The sequence below is a fragment of the Micrococcus porci genome, from assembly GCF_020097155.1.
Lineage (GTDB): Bacteria > Actinomycetota > Actinomycetes > Actinomycetales > Micrococcaceae > Micrococcus > Micrococcus porci.
Map to the genome: position 1 here is coordinate 2,123,943 of NZ_CP083691.1, position 18,044 is coordinate 2,141,986.

Consider the following 18,044-nt stretch of genomic DNA (forward strand, 5'->3'; position numbering starts at 1 on the left):
CGGATGCACCTCGCTGCATGTGTCGGCTCGGGGATGGATTCAGTATGCGGAGCCGTGACCGGGCCCACCAATCGGACCCCGGTCGTCTCACTTTCCGAGACGGGCGCTCGCATGTCGAGACCAGGGCAGGGCGGGGGCGCGCACCGTGGCGGACCCGCACCCCCGCACGATCGCGGATCAGCCCAGGTAGGCGCCCTCGGCGGCGGAGTGCACGAGCTTGGCGTACTTGCCGAGCACGCCGGTGGTGAACTTCGGGGGCACGGGCTGCCAGGACGTCCGACGCGCCTCGAGCTCCGCCTCCTCGACCAGCAGGTCCAGGGTGCGGGAGGCGATGTCCACCCGGATCCGGTCGCCGTCGCGCACCAGGCCGATGGGGCCGCCGTCGGCCGCCTCCGGGGCGATGTGCCCGATGCACAGGCCCGTGGTGCCGCCCGAGAAGCGCCCGTCGGTGATCAGCAGGACATCCTTGCCCAGGCCCGCGCCCTTGATGGCGCCCGTGATGGCGAGCATCTCGCGCATGCCGGGGCCGCCCTTGGGGCCCTCGTAGCGGATCACGACGACGTCGCCGGCCTGGATCACGCCCTCCTCGAGGGCGTCCATCGCGGCGCGCTCCCGGTCGAACACGCGGGCGGTGCCCTCGAACACGTCGGCGTCGAAGCCGGCGGACTTCACGACGGCGCCCTCGGGCGCCAGGGAGCCGTGGAGGATCGCGATGCCGCCGTTGGGGTGCAGCGCGTTCTCCATCGTGCGGATGACGGTGCCGTCCACCGGGTCCGGATCGAGCGCGGCCAGGTTCTCGGCGAGGGTCTTGCCGGTGACGGTGAGGGTGTCCCCGTGCAGCAGGCCCTCGTCCAGGAGGGCCTTCATGACCACCGGGACGCCGCCCACGCGGTCCACGTCCGTCATCACGTACTGGCCGAACGGCTTGAGGTCGGCGATGTGGGGCGTGCGGTCCGCGATGCGGTTGAAGTCGGACAGCTGCAGGTCGACGCCGGCCTCCCGGGCGATCGCCAGCAGGTGCAGCACGGCGTTGGTGGAGCCGCCGAAGGCCATGGTCACGGCGATGGCGTTCTCGAAGGCGGGCTTGGTCATGACGTCCCGCGCGGTGATGCCCAGGCGGAGCATGTTGACGACGGCCTCGCCGGAGCGGCGGGCGAAGGCGTCGCGCCGGCGGTCCGCGGACGGCGCGGCGGCCGAGCCGGGCAGGGACATGCCGAGGGCCTCGCCGATGGAGGCCATGGTGTTGGCCGTGTACATGCCGCCGCACGCACCCTCGCCCGGCGCGATGGCCTTCTCGATGCGCAGCAGGTCCTCCTCGGACATCAGGCCGCGGGCGCACGCGCCGACCGCCTCGAAGGCGTCGATGATCGTCACCTGCTTCTCGGTGCCGTCCGTCAGGCGGGCCACGCCGGGCATGATCGAGCCGGCGTAGACGAACACGGAGGCCAGGTCCAGGCGGGCGGCCGCCATCAGCATGCCGGGCAGGGACTTGTCGCAGCCGGCCAGCAGCACGGAGCCGTCCAGGCGCTCGGCCATCATCACGGTCTCCACGGAGTCGGCGATGACCTCGCGGGACACCAGGGAGAAGTGCATGCCCTCGTGGCCCATGGAGATGCCGTCCGACACGGACACGGTGCCGAACTCGAGCGGGAAGCCGCCGGCCGCGTGCACGCCGTCCTTGGAGGCCTGCGCCAGGCGGTCCAGGGAGAGGTTGCAGGGGGTGATCTCGTTCCAGGAGGACGCGATGCCGATCTGCGGCTTGGCGAAGTCCTCGTCGCCGAGGCCCACGGCGCGGAGCATGCCGCGGGCGGCGGTGCGCTCCATGCCGTCGGTGACGTCGCGGGAGCGCGGCTTCATGTCCGGTGCGGTCACGACGTCCTGGGGGGTGCGGTCAGCGGCAGAGGTGTCCATGGCCGGAAGTGTAGTGATCCACCCCTCACCCCCCGGCTCGGCGACCGCCCATGACGCCGCCCCGCCCGCGCCGGATGTCGAGCCGCGTCGGCGCGGCCCTGACAGGGCACGTCGCGCACCGTACGGTGGAGATCATGTCAATGGACTCGCCGACCCTCGCCCGCCGCATCCGCGGCGCCTTCGACGCGCGCGTCTTCAACCACGGCGACTACAACCTGGTCTACGGCCAGCGTTCCGGCGGCTCCCTCCCGCTGGTCATCGGCTACCGCCACTCCCCGCTCGAGATGCTGCTGTGCCCCCTCGACCCCGTGGAGGCGGTCGCCGCGGTCCCGGAGGAGGTGGCCCTGGCCAACGTGGCGACGGTCGCGGACACGGGCTCCGGCTACCAAGTGGAGACCGTCACCGGGTTCCGCACCTGGTTCGAGGTCGTCGACCGTCCCCGCGTGCCCGTCGGAGAGGCCTCGGAGGACGGACTCGCGGAGCTCGACCAGGCCGACGACGCGGCCGACTTCCACGCCTTCATGACCGCCTTCATGGACGAGCTGGACCGCCTCTACGCCGAGCCCGCAGACCCCGATTTGCATCCGCCGCAGAAGAGCGTGTAGAGTCTCACCTCGTTGCACGGCGTACCGGAGGGATCCGGAACCCGCGCGGCACCTGCACTTCTAGCTCAATTGGCAGAGCATCTGACTCTTAATCAGCAGGTTCCGGGTTCAAGTCCCGGGGGGTGCACCAGGGCAGGCCCCGTCACCGTTCGGTGACGGGGCCTGCGTCGTCCCCGAGGCGTGCGGGCCCCGGCCGCTGCGGGGCACGGGCGCCCCGTCTAGGGTGGCCGCATGACCGAGAACACCGCCGCCCCCGCCCGTCTCTCCCCCGGCGACGTCGCCCCCGAGTTCACGCTGCAGGACCAGGACGGCCGCCCCGTCTCCCTGCGGGACTCGGCGGGCAAGTCCACGATCGTGTACTTCTACCCGGCCGCCTCCACCCCCGGGTGTACCACGCAGGCCTGCGACTTCCGCGACAGCCTGGCCTCGCTGACGGCCGCCGGCTACCGCGTGCTCGGGATCTCCCCCGACCCCATCGGCAAGATCATCCGCTTCGCCCAGAACGAGGGCCTGACCTTCTCCCTGCTCTCCGACGAGGACCACGCCGTGGCCGCCGCCTACGGCGCGTGGGGCGAGAAGAAGAACTACGGCCGCACCTCCGAGGGGCTGATCCGCTCGACCGTCGTCGTCGGACCCGACGGGAAGGTCACCCTGGCCCAGTACAACGTGAAGGCCACCGGCCACGTGGCGCGCCTGCGCCGCGAGCTCGGCCTCGACGACTGACCCCGGCCCCGGCCCGCGCCGCGCGATAGGATCGGGACTCGCCCCGCACCGAGGGGCGAGATGCGGGCGTGGCGGAACTGGCAGACGCGCTGGATTTAGGTTCCAGTGTCCGAGGACATGGGGGTTCGAGTCCCCCCGCCCGCACCCACGCGGCCGCCCCCGGCGTCCGCCCGCCGTCCGAGACCCGCCGAGGAGGAGCCCGTGGACGCCAGCCGCCGCTCGGTCCTGAGCCTCGGCCTCGCCGGTCTGGGCCTCGGACTGTCCGCCTGCGGCGCGGGCCGCGCCACGCCCGCGTCCTCCTCCTCGTCCGCCGCCTCCGCACCGGCCGTCCGACCCCTGGTGCTGGGCGCGCCGGGGCGGCCGCTCACCCGCACTCCCGCCCTCGCCTGGGACACCGAGTCGCTGCGGCTCATCGCGCAGGTCCTCGAGCCCCTGCTCGGCGTCGACCAGGACACCGGCGCCCCCACCCCCCTCCTCGCCGAGCACCGCGAGTCCGAGGACGGGCTCACGCACACGTTCGTCCTCACCCCCGACCTGCGCTTCAGCGACGGCGTCGCGTGCGACGCGGACGCCGTCGTCGCCAACCTGCGGCGCTGGTCCGAGGGCGAGCCCGCCGAGGCGGTGGCCATGCCCTCCCCGTTCGTGGCGGCCTTCGGGGGCCTGGCCGGGGAGGACTCCACGGCGTTCCGCGACGCGACGGCCGCCGACGCCCGCACCGTGCGCCTGCGCCTGCGCCGCCGGCTGCGCCACCTGCCGGCCGCCCTGGCGTCGCCGCGCTTCGCGATCTCCTCCCCCGCCTCGTGGAAGCGCACCCAGGACGTCGACGGCGCGCCCGTGGCCACCCCCGCCGGGACCGGGCCCCACCGGTGGGCGGACCCCACCGAGTCCGTCGAGGTCCTCGAGCCCCTGGGCGGCACCGGACCCGCCACCGTCCTGGTCCCGAACGAGCACGCCCGGGCGGGCCTGCCCACGCCGCCGACCGCCGTCGTCCACTCGTGGGGGCGCGCGTCCACCCGGCTGCGGGAGCTGCGGCGGGGGAACGCGGACGTCATCGACGTCGTCGCGCCGGGCCAGCTGAGGCCCCTCGTGGAGGCCGGCACGCAGGTGCTCCCCCGCGACCCCTTCTCCGTGCTGTACCTCGGCATGAACCTGGACCACCCGCTGCTGCACTCCCTGTATCTGCGGCAGGCCGTGGCCTACGCGGTGGACCGGCCGCGCCTGGCGTCGTCCGACGTGTTCCTGCAGGGCACGGCGTTGGCCCACGACCTCGTGCCCCCCGCCCTCGGCGTCGCCGTCGAGGACGGGCCGCGCTACGACGTCGACCCGGCGCGCGCCCGCCGGCTCCTGGAGCTGGCCGGCTACCGCGGCGAGCCGCTGGAGTTCCTCTATCCGTCGGGGCACGCCTGGCCGTCGCTGCCCGAGCCCGAGCGCGTGTTCGCCATGGTCTCCTCCGACCTGGGCGTGGTCGGCCTGCGGGTGGTGCCCGTCCCCGTGCCCGCGGACCAGGACTACCGGCGGGCCGTGCTGGGCAGGAGGGGCCGCGCCCTGCACCTGATGGGCCGCGACGGCCACTACCGGGACCCCCATGCGTTCCTCGAGCCGTTCGCCCGCTCCGCCCGCACGGAGACGGGCTACGTCAACGCCGCGCTCACCGCGGACGTGGACGCCGCCGCCTCGGAGACCGACGACGAGCGCCGCCGCGAGCTGCACCGGCGCGCCGGGCGCACCCTGCTGCTCGACCTGCCGGCGCTGCCGCTGGTCCACCCGATCTCCGCCCTGGCCACGGGCCCCCGGGTGGCCTCCTACCCCACCTCCCCGCAGCTCGACGAGCCGCTCGCCCAGGTGCGCCTGGCCGATTCCTGAGCCCTCGCCCCGGGTCATCGCGGGGCACCGGCCGGGAGTAGACTCAGCGCCCGAGGCACCGGCGTGTGGATCCCGCCGGACGGGGTCCGCCGGTGCACGATCCTCGCCCTCGAGCACCAGGAGCACATCGTGTCCACCCCCACGTCCACCACCCACGACGTCGTCCTGATCGGCGGCGGCATCATGAGCGCCACCCTCGGCGTCATGCTGCAGAAGCTCGAGCCGTCGTGGTCGATCGCCCTCTACGAGAACCTCGACCAGTCCGGCCTGGAGTCCTCCGACCCGTGGAACAACGCCGGCACCGGCCACGCCGCCCTGTGCGAGCTGAACTACTCGCCCCTGGGCAAGGACGGCAAGGTGGACACCGCCAAGGCCAAGGGCATCAACGAGCAGTTCTGGATCACCCGCCAGTTCTGGTCCTCCCTCGTGAAGGACGGCACGCTCGCCGACCCGAAGAACTTCATCAACCCGCTGCCCCACATGTCCTTCGTGGTGGGCGACGCGCACGCGGACTACCTGAAGACCCGCTACGAGGCGATGTCCGCCGAGCCCCTGTTCGCGGACATGGAGCACACCGAGGATCCGGACGTCATCGGCGAGTGGGCCCCGCTGCTCATGGACGGCCGCACCGGCACCGAGCGCCTGGCCGCCTCGCGCGTGCCCACCGGCACTGACGTGGACTTCGGCTCCCTGACCCGCCAGCTGGTCACCGCCCTCGCCGCCGGCGGCGCCGACGTGCGCTTCGGCCACAAGGTCACCGGCCTGTCCCGCGGCACCGACGGCCGCTGGGACGTCACCGTCAAGAACAAGGCCGCGGGGACCGAGGTGCGCGACCGCGCCCGCTTCGTGTTCGTGGGCGCCGGCGGCGGCGCCCTGGGCCTGCTGCAGAACTCCGGCATCCCGGAGATCAAGGGCTTCGGCGGCTTCCCCGTCTCCGGCCAGTTCCTGCGCTGCACCGACGAGAAGGTCGTCAACCAGCACATGGCCAAGGTCTACGGCCAGGCCGCCGTGGGCGCCCCGCCCATGTCCGTGCCGCACCTGGACACCCGCTTCGTCAACGGCAAGCGCTCCCTGCTGTTCGGCCCGTACGCCGGGTTCTCCACCAACTTCCTCAAGTCCGGCTCCTACCTGGACCTGCCGCTGTCCATCCGCCCGCACAACCTGCCGACGATGCTGAACGTGGCCAAGGACAACATGGACCTGACCAAGTACCTGGTCACCGAGGTCCTCAAGTCCAACGAGAAGAAGGTGGACACCCTCCACGAGTTCTACCCGGCCGCCGACGGCTCGGAGTGGGAGCTCATCACCGCCGGCCAGCGCGTCCAGGTGATGAAGAAGAAGGGCAAGCTCGGCGGCGTGCTGCAGTTCGGCACCGAGGTCGTCAGCCACGCCGACGGCTCGATCGCCGGCCTGCTCGGTGCCTCCCCGGGCGCCTCCACCGCCGCCCCGATCATGGTCAAGCTCCTGGAGCGCTGCTTCCCCGCCAAGATGGCCGGCTGGGACGCCGCCCTCAAGGACATGATCCCCACCCTGGGCCGCACCCTGAACGACGACCCGTCCCTGCTGGCCGAGGTGCGCTCCGCCACCGACGCCGCCCTGCAGCTCGGCTGAGCCCGCCACCATGGGCGCGCTCGCACGGTTCTCCCTATCCCGGCGCGCCCTGGTGGCGCTCGTCACCGCGTTCATCGCGGTGTTCGGGGTCCTCTCGGCGGGCCTGCTCAAGCGTGAGCTGATCCCCTCGCTCGAGCTCCCCGTCATCTCGGTGTCCACGACCTATCCGGGCGCGAGCCCGGAGGTGGTGGACGCCGAGATCGGCCAGCCCCTCGAGCAGGCCCTCCAGGCCGTCGAGGGGCTGGACTCGTCCGCCTCGACCTCCGCCACGTCCTTCAACAGCGTCCAGCTCCGGTTCCGCTACGGCACGGACTTGACGCGCGCCCGCTCCCAGGTGGACCGGGTGATCTCCAACCTCGCCTCCCAGCTGCCCGAGGAGGCGCAGACCACCTCCTTCGCCGGCTCGGTCTCCGACTTCCCCGTGGTGTTCCTCGCCCTCTCCGGGGACGAGGACCTGAACGCCCTGAAGCGCCGCGCCGAGGACGTCCTGGTCCCCCGGCTGCAGCGGATCGACGGGGTGCGCGGCGCCCAGGTGCTGGGCGGCACCGAGGAGTACGTCTCCGTGGTCCCCGACGCCGCGAAGCTCGCCGCCGCCGGCCTGACCACGCAGGACGTGACCACGGCCCTCGAGGAGAACGCGGGCCTGTTCCCCATCGGCCAGGCCACCTCGGGGACCGTCACCTACCCCGTGCAGGCGGGCGCGCCCGTCGGAAGCGTCGCGGACCTCGAGCAGGTCACCGTGACGCCCGGCGGGGGTCAGTCCTCCACCGGGGCCGCCGACCAGGGCGCCGGGGCCGGGGCGGGCGGCGGGCCCGGGGCCGCCACGGGCACCCCCGCGCGCCTGGGCGACGTCGCCGCGGTGAGCATGCAGGCCGCGGACCCCACGTCCGTCACCCGGACCGACGGGGCGCCGACGCTCTCCCTGAGCGTCACCGCCACGCCGGACGCGGACCTCGTGGCGGTGTCCCACGCCGTGGCCGACGCCCTGCCCGAGCTGGAGTCCCTCGCCGGGTCCGGGGCGAAGCTCACGGTCGTGTTCGACCAGGCGCCGTTCATCGAGCAGTCCATCCGCACGCTCTTCGTCGAGGGCCTGCTGGGCCTGGCCATGGCGATCCTCGTGATCGCCGTGTTCCTGCTCTCCGCCCGCTCGACGATGGTCACCGCGGTCTCCATCCCGCTGTCCCTGCTGACGGCGCTGATCGGCGTCGCGGTGTTCGGCTACTCCCTGAACACCCTGACGCTGGGCGCGCTCACCATCTCCATCGGCCGCGTGGTGGACGACGCGATCGTGGTCGTCGAGAACATCCGGCGCCACCTCGGCCTCGGCGCGGACAAGCGCACCGCCATCCTCGAGGGCACCCGCGAGGTCGCCACCGCGATCACGGCGTCCACGCTGGTCTCCGTGGCCGTGTTCCTGCCCATCGCGTTCGTCGACGGGCTCGCCGGCGAGCTGTTCCGGCCGTTCGCGGTGACGACGTCGATCGCGCTCCTGGCGTCGCTGGTGGTCGCCCTGACCATCGTGCCCGTGCTGTGCTGGTGGTTCCTCAGGGCGCCGCGGGCGGCGGCCGCGCCGGGCGGCGCGGAGGGCGTCTCGTCCCCAGTGGAGGACGCCGCCCAGGACACCTGGCTCGCGCGCGCGTACCGCCCGGTGCTGCGCTGGACCCAGCGCCACGCCGTCGCGACGCTGGCGGGGGCCGCGGCCCTGCTCGCCGGCACGGTCGCCCTCGCCCCGCTCATCCCCACCAACCTGCTCGGCGACTCCGGGCAGAACTCGTTCGTGGTGACCGCCCAGCAGGCGCCGGGCACCTCCCTCGAGGCGACGACGGCGATCGCCGGGCGCATCGAGGCCGCCCTGCGCGACACCCCCGGGGTGCGCACCGTGCAGTTCACCGCGGGCAGCGCCGGCGGCGCGATGGGCGCGTTCGGCCGCGGCTCGGCCGACAGGGCGACGTTCACCGTGGTCACCGACCCGGACGCGGACCAGACCGCGCTGCAGGACGAGGTGCGCGGCCGCCTGGCCGGGCTGGGCGACGTCGGCGAGGTGGACGTGTCCGCCCAGCAGGGCCCGGCGGGCGGTCAGGACATCACCGTGTCCGTCACCGCCCCGGACCCGGAGGCCCTGGCCGACGGGATCGACCGGGTGGCGGAGGCCCTGCGCGGGCTGGACGGCGTGCTGCAGGCGAGCACCCCCTCCTCCGACGTCCGCCCCACGTTCCAGGTGGACGTGGACACCCTCGCGGCGGCCGAGCGTGGACTCACCGAGAAGGCCGTCTCCGGCCAGGTGGCGGCGGCCCTGCAGGCCGTGCCCGCCGGGACCGTGCGGTTCGGCTTCCAGGAGTTCACCGTGCGTCTGGGCGACCCCGACCCGGTCGAGAGCCTGGGGGCGCTGCGCGCCGTCCCGATCAGCACCCCCTCCGGGCCCGTCCCGCTGAGCGAACTCGCCGACGTCCGCCGCGCGGACGTGCCGGCGCAGGTGACGTCGTCCAACGGGCAGCGCACCGCCGAGGTCACGGTGACCCCGGACCCGGCCGACCTCGGCGGCGTCTCCCGGCGCGTCTCCGACGCCCTGGAGGGCGTCGCGCTGCCCGACGGCGTCGAGGCGACGGTGGGCGGCGCCGCCACCGAGCAGGCGAAGACCTTCCGGGACCTCGGCCTCGCGCTGCTCGCGGCGATCGCCGCCGTGTACGTGGTGATGGTGGCGACCTTCAACTCGCTGCGTCAGCCGTTCGTGCTGCTGGTCTCCATCCCGTTCGCGGCGACGGGCGTCGTGCTGGCGCTGCTGGCCTCCGGCACCGCACTGGGCGTGGCGACGATGATCGGCCTGCTGATGCTCGTGGGCATCGTGGTGACGAACGCGATCGTGCTGATCGACCTCATCAACCAGTACCGGCGCCGGCACGGCATGGCCCTGGACGAGGCGATCGAGAGGGGCGCCCTGCACCGCGTGCGCCCCGTGGTGATGACCGCCCTGGCCACCGTCCTGGCCATGACCCCCATGGCGCTGGGCATCACCGGGCACGCCGGGTTCATCTCCCAGCCGCTGGCCGTGGCCGTCGTGGGCGGCCTGGCCTCCTCCACCGTGCTCACGCTCGTCCTGGTGCCGGTGCTCTACCGGCTGACCGAGGCCCGGGGCGAGCGCCGGATCCAGGCCGAGCGTGCCGCGCGAGAGGCCGAGGAGCGCGAGCTCGCCGAGCGTGAGGCCCGGGAGCGCGAGCTCGCCGAGCGTGAGGCCGCCGCGCGGGCGGTGGCCGGGCCCGCGGCGGCGGCGCACCCGGCACCCGCGGGGCGACTCAGCCGCCGTCGTGGATGGCGAGGGTGGATCCGGCGCGCGACTTCGTGACCTCGAGGCGGACCGGGATCTCCTGCTTCATGCGCTCCACGTGGGAGACGAGGCCCACGGTCCGCCCGCCGGCACGCAGCCCGTCGACGACGTCGAGGACGTCGTCGAGGGTGTCCGCGTCGAGAGAGCCGAAGCCCTCGTCCACGAACAGGGTGTCCAGCTCGACGCCGCCGGCCTCGGCCTGGACGGTGTCCGCCAGGCCGAGGGCGAGGGCCAGGGAGGCCATGAAGGTCTCGCCCCCGGAGAGCGTCGAGGGGTGCCGGGTCTCGTCCACGTAGTGGTCCCGGATGACGAGTTCCAGACCCTTGTTGCCCCGCCCGGTGGCCTCGTCCGAGTACTCGATGGAGTAGCGGCGGTCCGTCATGGCCAGCAGCCGCTCCGTGGCCGCCGCGGCCACCTCCTCGAGCCGTCCGGCCAGGACATAGCTGGCCAGCGGCATCTTGAGCCGGTTCTCCCCCTGGCCGCGGACCAGGGCCAGCAGGCCGGTGGCCCGCTCGTGCTCGGCGAGGAGCTCGCTGGAGCGCTCCAGGACGGCGCGCAGCCGGCGGGCCTGCCGCTCGAGCGACGCGACGAGCGCCTCGCGTCGGCCGACGACGGCGGCACGTGCGGTGCGCGCGGCCGTGGCCTCGCGGAGGGTCTCCTGCGCGGCGGCGAACTCCTCCGCGGTGGGCTCGGACGTGCCGGCCTCCCGCAGGGCGCGGCCGCGGACCAACGGCTCCGAGGCCGCGGCCTCGGCGAGGCGGGCCTCCTCCACGTCCCACGACCTCACGCGGGCGGCCCGCGCCGCGGCGTCGTCCGGCGGGAGCGCGGCCGCCCGGGCGGCCGCCACGTCCGCGAAGTCCTGCTCTGCGAGGGCACCGGCGAGCGCCTGGGCGGCGTCCTCGGCGACGGCGGCGGCCCGGGCCGCGGCGTCCCCCGCCTCGACGAGGGCGGACAGCGCCCGGGTGGCGGTGCGCACGTGGGCCGTGCGGGCGTCGAGGTCGGCGGCGTCCCCCTGCGCGGCGGCCACGGCCGCGGTGAGCTCGGCTGCGCGCTCGGTGCGCCGCGCCTGAGCTTCGGAGAGCCGGGCGAGAGCGGCGGTGCGGGCCGTGGCGGCCTCGTCGGCCGTCCGCTGCTCGGACTCGCGGCGGGCGAGCGCCCGGCGGTCCGTGGCCAGGGCGGTGCGGGCGGCGGCGAGGGCCTCGTGCTCGGCGCGGACGGCCGACAGGGCCTCCTCGGCGGCGGCCACGTCCTGGCCGCCGGCCCGCTCCCGGGCCGCCCGATGCTCCTCGGACGCCGCCGCGAGCGCCTGCTCGGCCTCGGCGAGGGCGGCGTCCGCGGCCTCCAGGGCCCGGTCCGCGGCGGCCACGTCGGCCTCGGTGACCGCGCCGTCCGCGCGGGGCGCGGGGTCGGGGTGCTCGGCGGAGCCACAGACGGGGCAGGGACTGCCGTCCTCGAGCCCGGCGGCGAGCTCGGCCGCGGCCTGCTCGAACCGGCTGCGGAGCAGGTCGAGGCGGGCCTGCGCGGCGCCGCGTTGGGCGTCCCTCCGCTCGTCGCGGGCCGCCCGGGCCCGCTCCTGGGCGACGGCGCGCTCGGCGGCCTGCCCCGCGGCGGCCGCCCGCTCGGTGGCCTCGGCCAGGCGCCGGGCGACCTCGTCCTCGGCGCCGAGTCGGGCGGCCGCGGCGTCGACGGTGTCGTGGAGTTCGGCGATCTGGGCGGCGCGGCGCTTTCCCTTCTCCCGGGCCGAGCGGGCCTCGTCCTCGAGCCGCTCCCGCTCGGCGTCCGCCTGGGTGCCCTCGGCCTCGAGGCGGGTCAGCGCGTCGCGGTCCCGGACGGCCCGGGCCAGCGCATCGGTCTCCCGGTCGGCGCGTCGGCGGGCGGCGTCCGCGTCCTCGGCCTCGTCGAGCCAGGCGGCCGCGAGGGCGTCCGCGGCCACGGCCTCGGCGGCGGCCCGGGCTCTCTCCGCGGTGGAGGCGTGGGCGGCCCGGGTCTGCTCCGCCCGGGTGGCGGCGCCGAGCACGTGGGAGGCACGCTCGTGCAGGGCCACGGCCGACCTGTCCGCGGCGACGTGGTCGGCGGCCTGCCGATGCTCACGCTCGCGCCCCTCCCACGCCGCGAGCGCCCGGAGGGCCTCGGTGTCGGCGGTGAGGCGATCCTGCGCGGCGCGCGCCGCGGCCTCGGCCGCGTCGGCCGCCTGCTGCGCCGTCCGGGCCTCCGCGAGAGCGGCGTCCGCGCGGGTGCGGGTGAGCTCCACCAGCCGCTCGTCCTCCCCCTCCTCAGGGGCCGGATCCGGCGCGTGCCAGTCCTCCCCCAGCTCCAGACGGGCCTGCTCGAGCAGCTGGGCCCGCGCCCCGGCCGCCTCCGCGGCGTCGGCGGCCACCCGCGTCCCGAGCGCCTCGGCGCACTCCTTGAGGCGGTCCTCGACGCCGTCGAAGCGCTGGGTGCCGAAGAGGCGGCGCAGCAGCCTCTGCCGGTCGTCGGACCTGGCGGTGAGGAACTCGGCGAACCGCCCCTGCGGCAGGGAGACGACCTGCATGAACTGGGCCGCGTCGAGCCGCAGCACCTCGGCGACCTGCCGGCCGACCTCGTCCGCCCGGGTCAGGGGCGCGGTCCAGGCACCGTCCACGCGCTCGCGCAGGGACACGGACGCCTGGGTGGCCGTCGTGCCGCCGCCGCGCTTCTTGGGGCGGGCGTGCCGGGGCGAGCGGAGGACCTCGAACCGCCGCCCCTGCACGGTGAATTCGACGAGCACCTGCGGGACCACCGCCCCGGGCGGGCGCAGGGTGGTGACGAGGGACTCGGGCGTCCGTCCCCCGGGCACGGAGCCGTAGAGGGCGAAGCACAGGGCCGCGAGCACGGTGGACTTGCCGGCGCCCGTGGGCCCGTCCAGGAGGAACAGGCCGGCGTCGTTGAGCGGGTCCAGGTCCAGGTCCTGGGGCTCGGCGTACGGGCCGATCCCCTCGAGTCGCATCCGGTGGATCCTCATGCCTGCGCCTCCCCGATCCGCGAGGCGGTCAGGGCCTCGTCCAGCAGCTCGCGTTCCGCCTCCGACGCCGGCCTGCCCCGCACGTGGTCCACGAAGCCCGTGGTGAGGGCGAGGTCGTCCGGGGCCTGACGCAGCGCCTGCGCGTAGGTGCGCTCCCGGGCGGCGTGCCCGCCCTCCGGCTCGTGGCGGAACACGAGCAGGTGGGGGAACCGGGAGCGCAGCCGCTCGAGCGCCTTCTCCGGGCGCTCGGGGTCCGTGACGGTCGCCTGCACGAACCGGTCCTCCGCCCATGCGTAGCCGGGCGAGTCCAGCAGGGGCTGGATCCGGTCCTCGAGGACGGCGAGGCGGCGTCCGGCGTCCCAGTCCACGGACTCCACCTCGGTGACGGCGCCGCCGGCCACGTGGACGAGCCAGCCGCCCTTGGTGTGGCGGGCCTCCGAGAACGAGTAGGGCAGCGGGGAGCCGGAGTAGCGGACGTGCGGGGCCATGGTCTGCCGACCGTGCAGGTGGCCCAGGGCCGCGTAGTCCAGGCCGGAGAACACGCTCACGGGCACCTGCCCCAGGGTGCCGACGAGACCCTCGGGGGCGGTGCCGTGGGCGTCCGTGTGCGGCCCCTCGCCGATGTCCCGCTCGGACTCGGTGCCCTCCGCTCCCGCGGCGAACAGGTGCGCCAGGACGACGCCGGCCAGCGGGCCGTCCGCGGCGCGCCGCTCCTCGAGGTCGGCGAGCACGCGGCGCACGGCCTCGGTCATGACGGCGGTGTGGTGCGGGTCCACGCCCCAGGCCTCGCCCAGGTGGCGGGGCTCCAGGTAGGGGATGCCGTAGACGGCGGCCCGCTCCCCCGCCGCGTCCTCGAGCAGCACCGGCTCGGCCAGGCGCTCCGGGTCCGTGCGCACGTGGACGCCGCCGGCGGCCATCAGGGCGGAGCCGAAGCCGAGCCGGATCGCGGAGTCGTGGTTCCCGCTGGTGAGGACCACCTGGGAGCCGGCGGCGCGGAGGGCGGCAAGGGTCTCGTCGAGGAGGGTCACGGCGTCGGCGGCGGGCAGCGCGCGGTCGTAGACGTCCCCGGCCAGCAGGACGGCGTCCACGCCCCGCTCCCGGACCGTGTCCACGAGCTGGGCGAGCACCCTGCGCTGGGAGTCCAGTAGGCCGGTGCCGTGGAAGGACCGGCCGAGGTGCCAGTCGGAGGTGTGCAGCAGGAGCATGGACCCAGCCTAGGGACGCGGCCGGACGCGACAAGCCGCCCCCCGGCCCACCGCGACGAGGCCGTCACGGCGCCCCGCCCCTCCCTACGATGGGTCCATGACCGACGCCGCCCCCTCCCCCCGCACCGACGTCTCCTACCCGTCCCGCGTCCTGGGCCTGCTGGCCGCCGGGGCCGCCGGCGACGCCCTCGGCTACGCCGTCGAGTTCGACTCGGTGGACCGGATCCTCGGCCGCCTCGGCGCCGCGGGGGTCACGGACGGCCCCGCCCTCGCCGCCGTCTCCGGCGTCTCCGCCCTGCCGGTCTCCGGTGACACGCAGATGACGCTCTACGTGCTGGACGGGATGCTCGAGTGGATCGAGTGGCAGAACGCGGGCCAGGCATCGGACCCCGCGGCGTGCGTGTGGCTGGCCTGCCTGCGCTGGCTGCGGACCCAGGACGGCGCGCTGCCCGACGGCGCCCCGCCCGCCCAGGACCGCTGGATCGACGCGCACACGGAGCTGCACGCCCAGCGTGCCCCGGGCATGGCGTGCCTGTCCGGGCTGCGCTCGTCCGGCATGGGGGTGGTGCCGGACCCGAAGAACCCGGACTCCAAGGGGTGCGGCGCGGTGATGCGCTCGGCGCCCTACGGGATGGTCCCGGGGCTGGAGGACCATCACGTTGCCTCGTTCGCCCGGCAGGGGGCCGTGCTCACCCACGGGCACCCCACGGGGTGGACGGCCGCGGCGGCGTTCGCGCTGACGGTCTCCGCGCTGTTCGACGGAGCGGAGCTGCGCGGCGCGCTGGAGCACCCCCGGACCTGGCTGGACTCCACCGGGGAGGACGGCGCCGAGACCCGCGCCGCCCTGGACGGCGCCCTCGCCGAGGCGGCCCGAGCCGTCGAGGCCGGGGACGACGTCGGCGCACCCGGCACGCTGCCGGCCTCCCTCGGGGAGGGCTGGGTGGCAGAGGAGGCCCTGGCGATCGCCGCCTACGCCGCACTCGTGGCCGAGGCCCGCGCGGAGGACCCCGCCGCGGCGCTGGGCCTGGCCCTGCGGATCGGAGCGAACCACGACGGGGACTCGGACTCCACGGCCGCCCTGGCCGGCCAGCTGGTCGGCGCCCGCCACGGCATGGCGGTGTTCGGGTCCAGGGGCCAGGACGCCGACTCCGTGCCGGCGTGGATCACGGAGCGCGAGGTGGTGGCCGAGGCCGCGCGTCGCTGGATCGCCGCCACCACCTGAGCGACGGCTGATCCGGTCGGCGGGCCGGGTCAGCGGGCCCCGGCCGGCCAGGCCCCGTCCACCATCTGCAGGAACTCCGCCTCGGACACCAGGGCGATGGCCTGGCCCTTCGCGCGGCGCTGCAGCGCCTCCCGGGTCTTGCGGTGCGTCACCGCGCCGCCCGGGTCGACGCCGCGCCCGGCGGGGTCGGTCGCCCCGGGGTCTACGACGACCCCGTGGACCTCCGGCGCCCCCACCAGCTCGGCCGGGTCGACGCCGTCGCCCACCACGAGCATCGTGGTGCGCCCGTTCACCCGGTTGGCGGTGGCGGCCCCGCGCTGGGCGGCCCGGTTCTTGGCCTCCTGCCGGGACATGCCGATCCCGCCGGTGAACACGACGACCTGCCCGTAGAGCGGGTGGCCGGGGTCGGCGTCGGCGGCCGGCTCGGGGTTCACGCCCTCGTCCGGCCAGCGCATGAGGTCGGGCAGGGTCCGGTCGTCGGCCAGGGGGATCGTGGCGTCGAAGAGCCCGGGCATGGTCCGGGCCTGCCGGGTCGCACGCGACTCCCGCCCGGTCCCGGCCGCGCGGGCCGTCAGCCGGCTGCGCCGCAGCCCCTGCGAGGCCAGCAGGGCGTCCACGGTCGCCTCCCCGGGCGGGCACACGCGGCGGGCCAGGTCCACGAGGATCGCGGCGCACGCCTCCGCGTCCGCGAGCGCGTCGTGGTGGCGGCCCGGGACGAACCCGGCCTCGCGCGCCGCGGAGGGCAGCGAGTAGGAGGGCAGGTCGTAGATCCGCCGCGCGAGGGTGAGGGTGCAGGCGTAGTCGTGGGCGGGCACGTCCCGGCCGGAGACCTCCAGGCCGGACTCGATCACGCCGAGGTCGAAGCCGGCGTTGTGCGCCACGAGGACGTCGTCCCCGGCGAACGCCGCGAACGCATCGTACACCTCGGCGAACCGCGGGGCGTCGACCACCCGGTCCGCATGGATCCCGTGGATCCGCACGTTGCGGGGGTCGAACCGGTCGAAGCCCGCGGGCGGCCGCATGAGCCACACGGCCCGCGACGCGGGCAGGCCGTCCCGGACGCGCACGGCGCCGAGCTGGCAGGCGGAGCCCCGGAACCCGTTGGCGGTCTCGAAGTCGATCGCCGTGAAGTCCAGCCCCGGCTGCCGCACCGGGGCGATCCCGGCGGTCACGAGTCGGCGGAGAGCGCGGCCACGAGATGCGGCAGCAGGGCGCGGAAGGCCTGCCCGCGGTGGCTGATCGCGTTCTTCTCGGCGGAGCTGAGCTGGGCCGTGGAGCGGTCCTCACCCGCGGGGCGCAGGATCGGGTCGTAGCCGAAGCCGCCGTCCCCGACGGGCTCGCGCAGCAGCATGCCGGGCATGCGTCCGAGCTCCACGTGGTCGCCGCCCCGCGGCGTGGCCAGGGCGGCCGCGCAGACGAAGGCCGCCCCGCGGTGCTCGTCCGGGACGTCCCCGAGCTGGGCCAGCAGCAGCTCCAGGTTCGCCTTGTCGTCGCCGTGGCGCCCGGCCCAGCGGGCCGAGAAGATCCCGGGCGCGCCGCCCAGGACGTCCACGGCCAGGCCGGAGTCGTCGGCGACGGCGATCAGCCCGGTGTGCGCGGCCACGGCGCGGGCCTTCTTGAGGGCGTTCTGCTCGAACGTCACGCCGTCCTCGACGACGTCCGGGGCGCCCACGGCGCCGGCGTCGACCACGGCCGTCTCGACGTCCAGCGCCGGCAGCGCCTCGGCGAGCAGGGAGCGCAGCTCGCGGACCTTGCCGGCGTTGTGGGTCGCCAGCACCACGCGGGCCCCGGCCGGGGCGACGGGGGCGGTCGGGGTGCTCACGCGCGGCCCGCCACGTCACCGGCGAGGGTCTCGGCCTGGATGCGGGACAGCTCAGCGGTGCCGGCCAGGGCCAGGTCCAGCAGGACGTCCAGCTCGGCGCGGCGGAACGGGACTCCCTCGGCGGTGCCCTGGACCTCCACGAAGTCGCCGGAGCCGGTGACGACGACGTTCATGTCCGTCTCCGCCTTGACGTCCTCCACGTAGGGCAGGTCGAGCATGGGGACCCCGTCGATGATGCCCACGGACACCGCGGACACGGAGTCGGTCAGCACCCTGGCATCCTTCTTCAGGATGCCCCTGCCCTGGGCCCAGGCCACGGCCTCGGCCAGGGCCACATAGGCGCCCGTGATGGAGGCGGTGCGGGTGCCGCCGTCGGCGTCGAGGACGTCGCAGTCGAGCACGATCGTGTTCTCCCCCAGCGCGGAGAGGTCGATCACGGCGCGCAGCGAGCGGCCGATCAGGCGGGAGATCTCGTGCGTGCGCCCGCCGATGCGGCCCTTGACCGACTCGCGCTGGCTGCGCTCGTTGGTGGCGCGCGGGAGCATCGCGTACTCGGCGGTGACCCAGCCGGTGCCCTCTCCCTTGAGCCAGCGCGGCACGCCCTCCGTGAAGGAGGCGGTGCACAGGACGCGGGTGCCGCCGAACTCGATCAGCGCGGAGCCCTCCGCCTGCCGCGAGAACCCGCGGGTGATGGTGATGGGGCGCAGCTCGTCGACGGCGCGGCCGTCCTGGCGGGTCACGGACGGGGAGGTGCTCGGGGAGGACTCGGTCATGGCC

Annotated in this window: 12 protein-coding genes and 2 tRNA genes; 8 read left to right on the top strand and 6 right to left on the bottom strand. The window is 75.3% G+C overall.

The window, feature by feature from the left end; genetic code table 11:
* Positions 1-177: 177 nt before the first annotated feature.
* Entirely contained in the window at positions 178-1,911 is a 1,734-nt protein-coding gene (gene ilvD / locus KW076_RS10025) for a dihydroxy-acid dehydratase (RefSeq protein WP_224355201.1), read from the bottom strand.
* A gap of 134 nt (positions 1,912-2,045) precedes the next feature.
* Between ilvD and KW076_RS10030 the strand changes: the two genes are divergently transcribed.
* From KW076_RS10030 to KW076_RS10060, 7 genes are all read left to right on the top strand, one after another.
* Positions 2,046-2,516, top strand: a complete 471-nt coding sequence (locus KW076_RS10030) for a hypothetical protein (protein WP_224355202.1) — start codon at positions 2,046-2,048, stop codon at positions 2,514-2,516.
* A gap of 54 nt (positions 2,517-2,570) precedes the next feature.
* Positions 2,571-2,646 (top strand) — tRNA-Lys (locus KW076_RS10035).
* A 101-nt stretch (positions 2,647-2,747) separates the two neighbouring features.
* Positions 2,748-3,239: a thioredoxin-dependent thiol peroxidase gene (gene bcp, locus KW076_RS10040; protein ID WP_224355203.1), complete on the top strand. Its 492-nt coding sequence runs from the start codon at positions 2,748-2,750 to the stop codon at positions 3,237-3,239.
* 62 nt (positions 3,240-3,301) lie between these two features.
* A tRNA-Leu gene (locus KW076_RS10045) sits at positions 3,302-3,383 on the top strand.
* Between the two features lie 57 nt (positions 3,384-3,440).
* Positions 3,441-5,102 carry an ABC transporter substrate-binding protein gene (locus tag KW076_RS10050; RefSeq protein WP_224355204.1) on the top strand — a complete coding sequence of 554 codons (1,662 nt, stop codon included), beginning with the start codon at positions 3,441-3,443 and terminating at the stop codon, positions 5,100-5,102.
* A gap of 129 nt (positions 5,103-5,231) precedes the next feature.
* The gene (locus tag KW076_RS10055; RefSeq protein ID WP_224356831.1) at positions 5,232-6,713 is read left to right on the top strand and encodes a malate:quinone oxidoreductase; all 1,482 of its coding nucleotides are present in this window, start codon (positions 5,232-5,234) and stop codon (positions 6,711-6,713) included.
* A gap of 10 nt (positions 6,714-6,723) precedes the next feature.
* Complete coding sequence (locus KW076_RS10060; protein ID WP_224355205.1) at positions 6,724-10,053, top strand: efflux RND transporter permease subunit; 3,330 nt, start codon at positions 6,724-6,726, stop codon at positions 10,051-10,053.
* On the opposite strand, the gene KW076_RS10065 is transcribed toward KW076_RS10060, so the two are convergent.
* Both KW076_RS10065 and KW076_RS10070 read right to left on the bottom strand, forming a co-directional pair.
* Complete coding sequence (locus KW076_RS10065) at positions 10,004-13,003, bottom strand: AAA family ATPase (protein ID WP_239240207.1); 3,000 nt, start codon at positions 13,001-13,003, stop codon at positions 10,004-10,006. The two genes, KW076_RS10060 and KW076_RS10065, sit on opposite strands and share 50 nt — an antisense overlap.
* An 11-nt stretch (positions 13,004-13,014) precedes the next feature.
* Positions 13,015-14,223 (bottom strand): metallophosphoesterase family protein, encoded by a 1,209-nt coding sequence (locus KW076_RS10070; RefSeq protein WP_224355207.1) that lies wholly within the window; start codon positions 14,221-14,223, stop codon positions 13,015-13,017.
* Positions 14,224-14,320: 97 nt separating this feature from the next.
* On the opposite strand from KW076_RS10070, the gene KW076_RS10075 reads away from it, so the two are divergent.
* Complete coding sequence (locus tag KW076_RS10075; protein WP_224355208.1) at positions 14,321-15,445, top strand: ADP-ribosylglycohydrolase family protein; 1,125 nt, start codon at positions 14,321-14,323, stop codon at positions 15,443-15,445.
* 29 nt (positions 15,446-15,474) lie between these two features.
* Here KW076_RS10075 and KW076_RS10080 read toward each other — a convergent pair whose 3' ends face one another.
* From KW076_RS10080 to rph, 3 genes are read right to left on the bottom strand one after another with little or no spacing between them, the layout of a single operon-like run.
* Positions 15,475-16,617: a 3'-5' exonuclease gene (locus KW076_RS10080; protein WP_224355209.1), complete on the bottom strand. Its 1,143-nt coding sequence runs from the start codon at positions 16,615-16,617 to the stop codon at positions 15,475-15,477.
* Positions 16,614-17,267, bottom strand: coding sequence for an RdgB/HAM1 family non-canonical purine NTP pyrophosphatase (gene rdgB / locus KW076_RS10085; protein ID WP_224355210.1), 654 nt, complete (start codon positions 17,265-17,267; stop codon positions 16,614-16,616). The genes KW076_RS10080 and rdgB overlap by 4 nt, the downstream gene beginning before the upstream one ends.
* A complete protein-coding gene (rph, locus tag KW076_RS10090) occupies positions 17,264-18,040 on the bottom strand; it encodes a ribonuclease PH (protein WP_224355211.1) in 777 nt (258 codons plus the stop codon). Before rph ends, rdgB begins: the two co-directional genes overlap by 4 nt.
* Between the last annotated feature and the right edge of the window lie 4 nt (positions 18,041-18,044).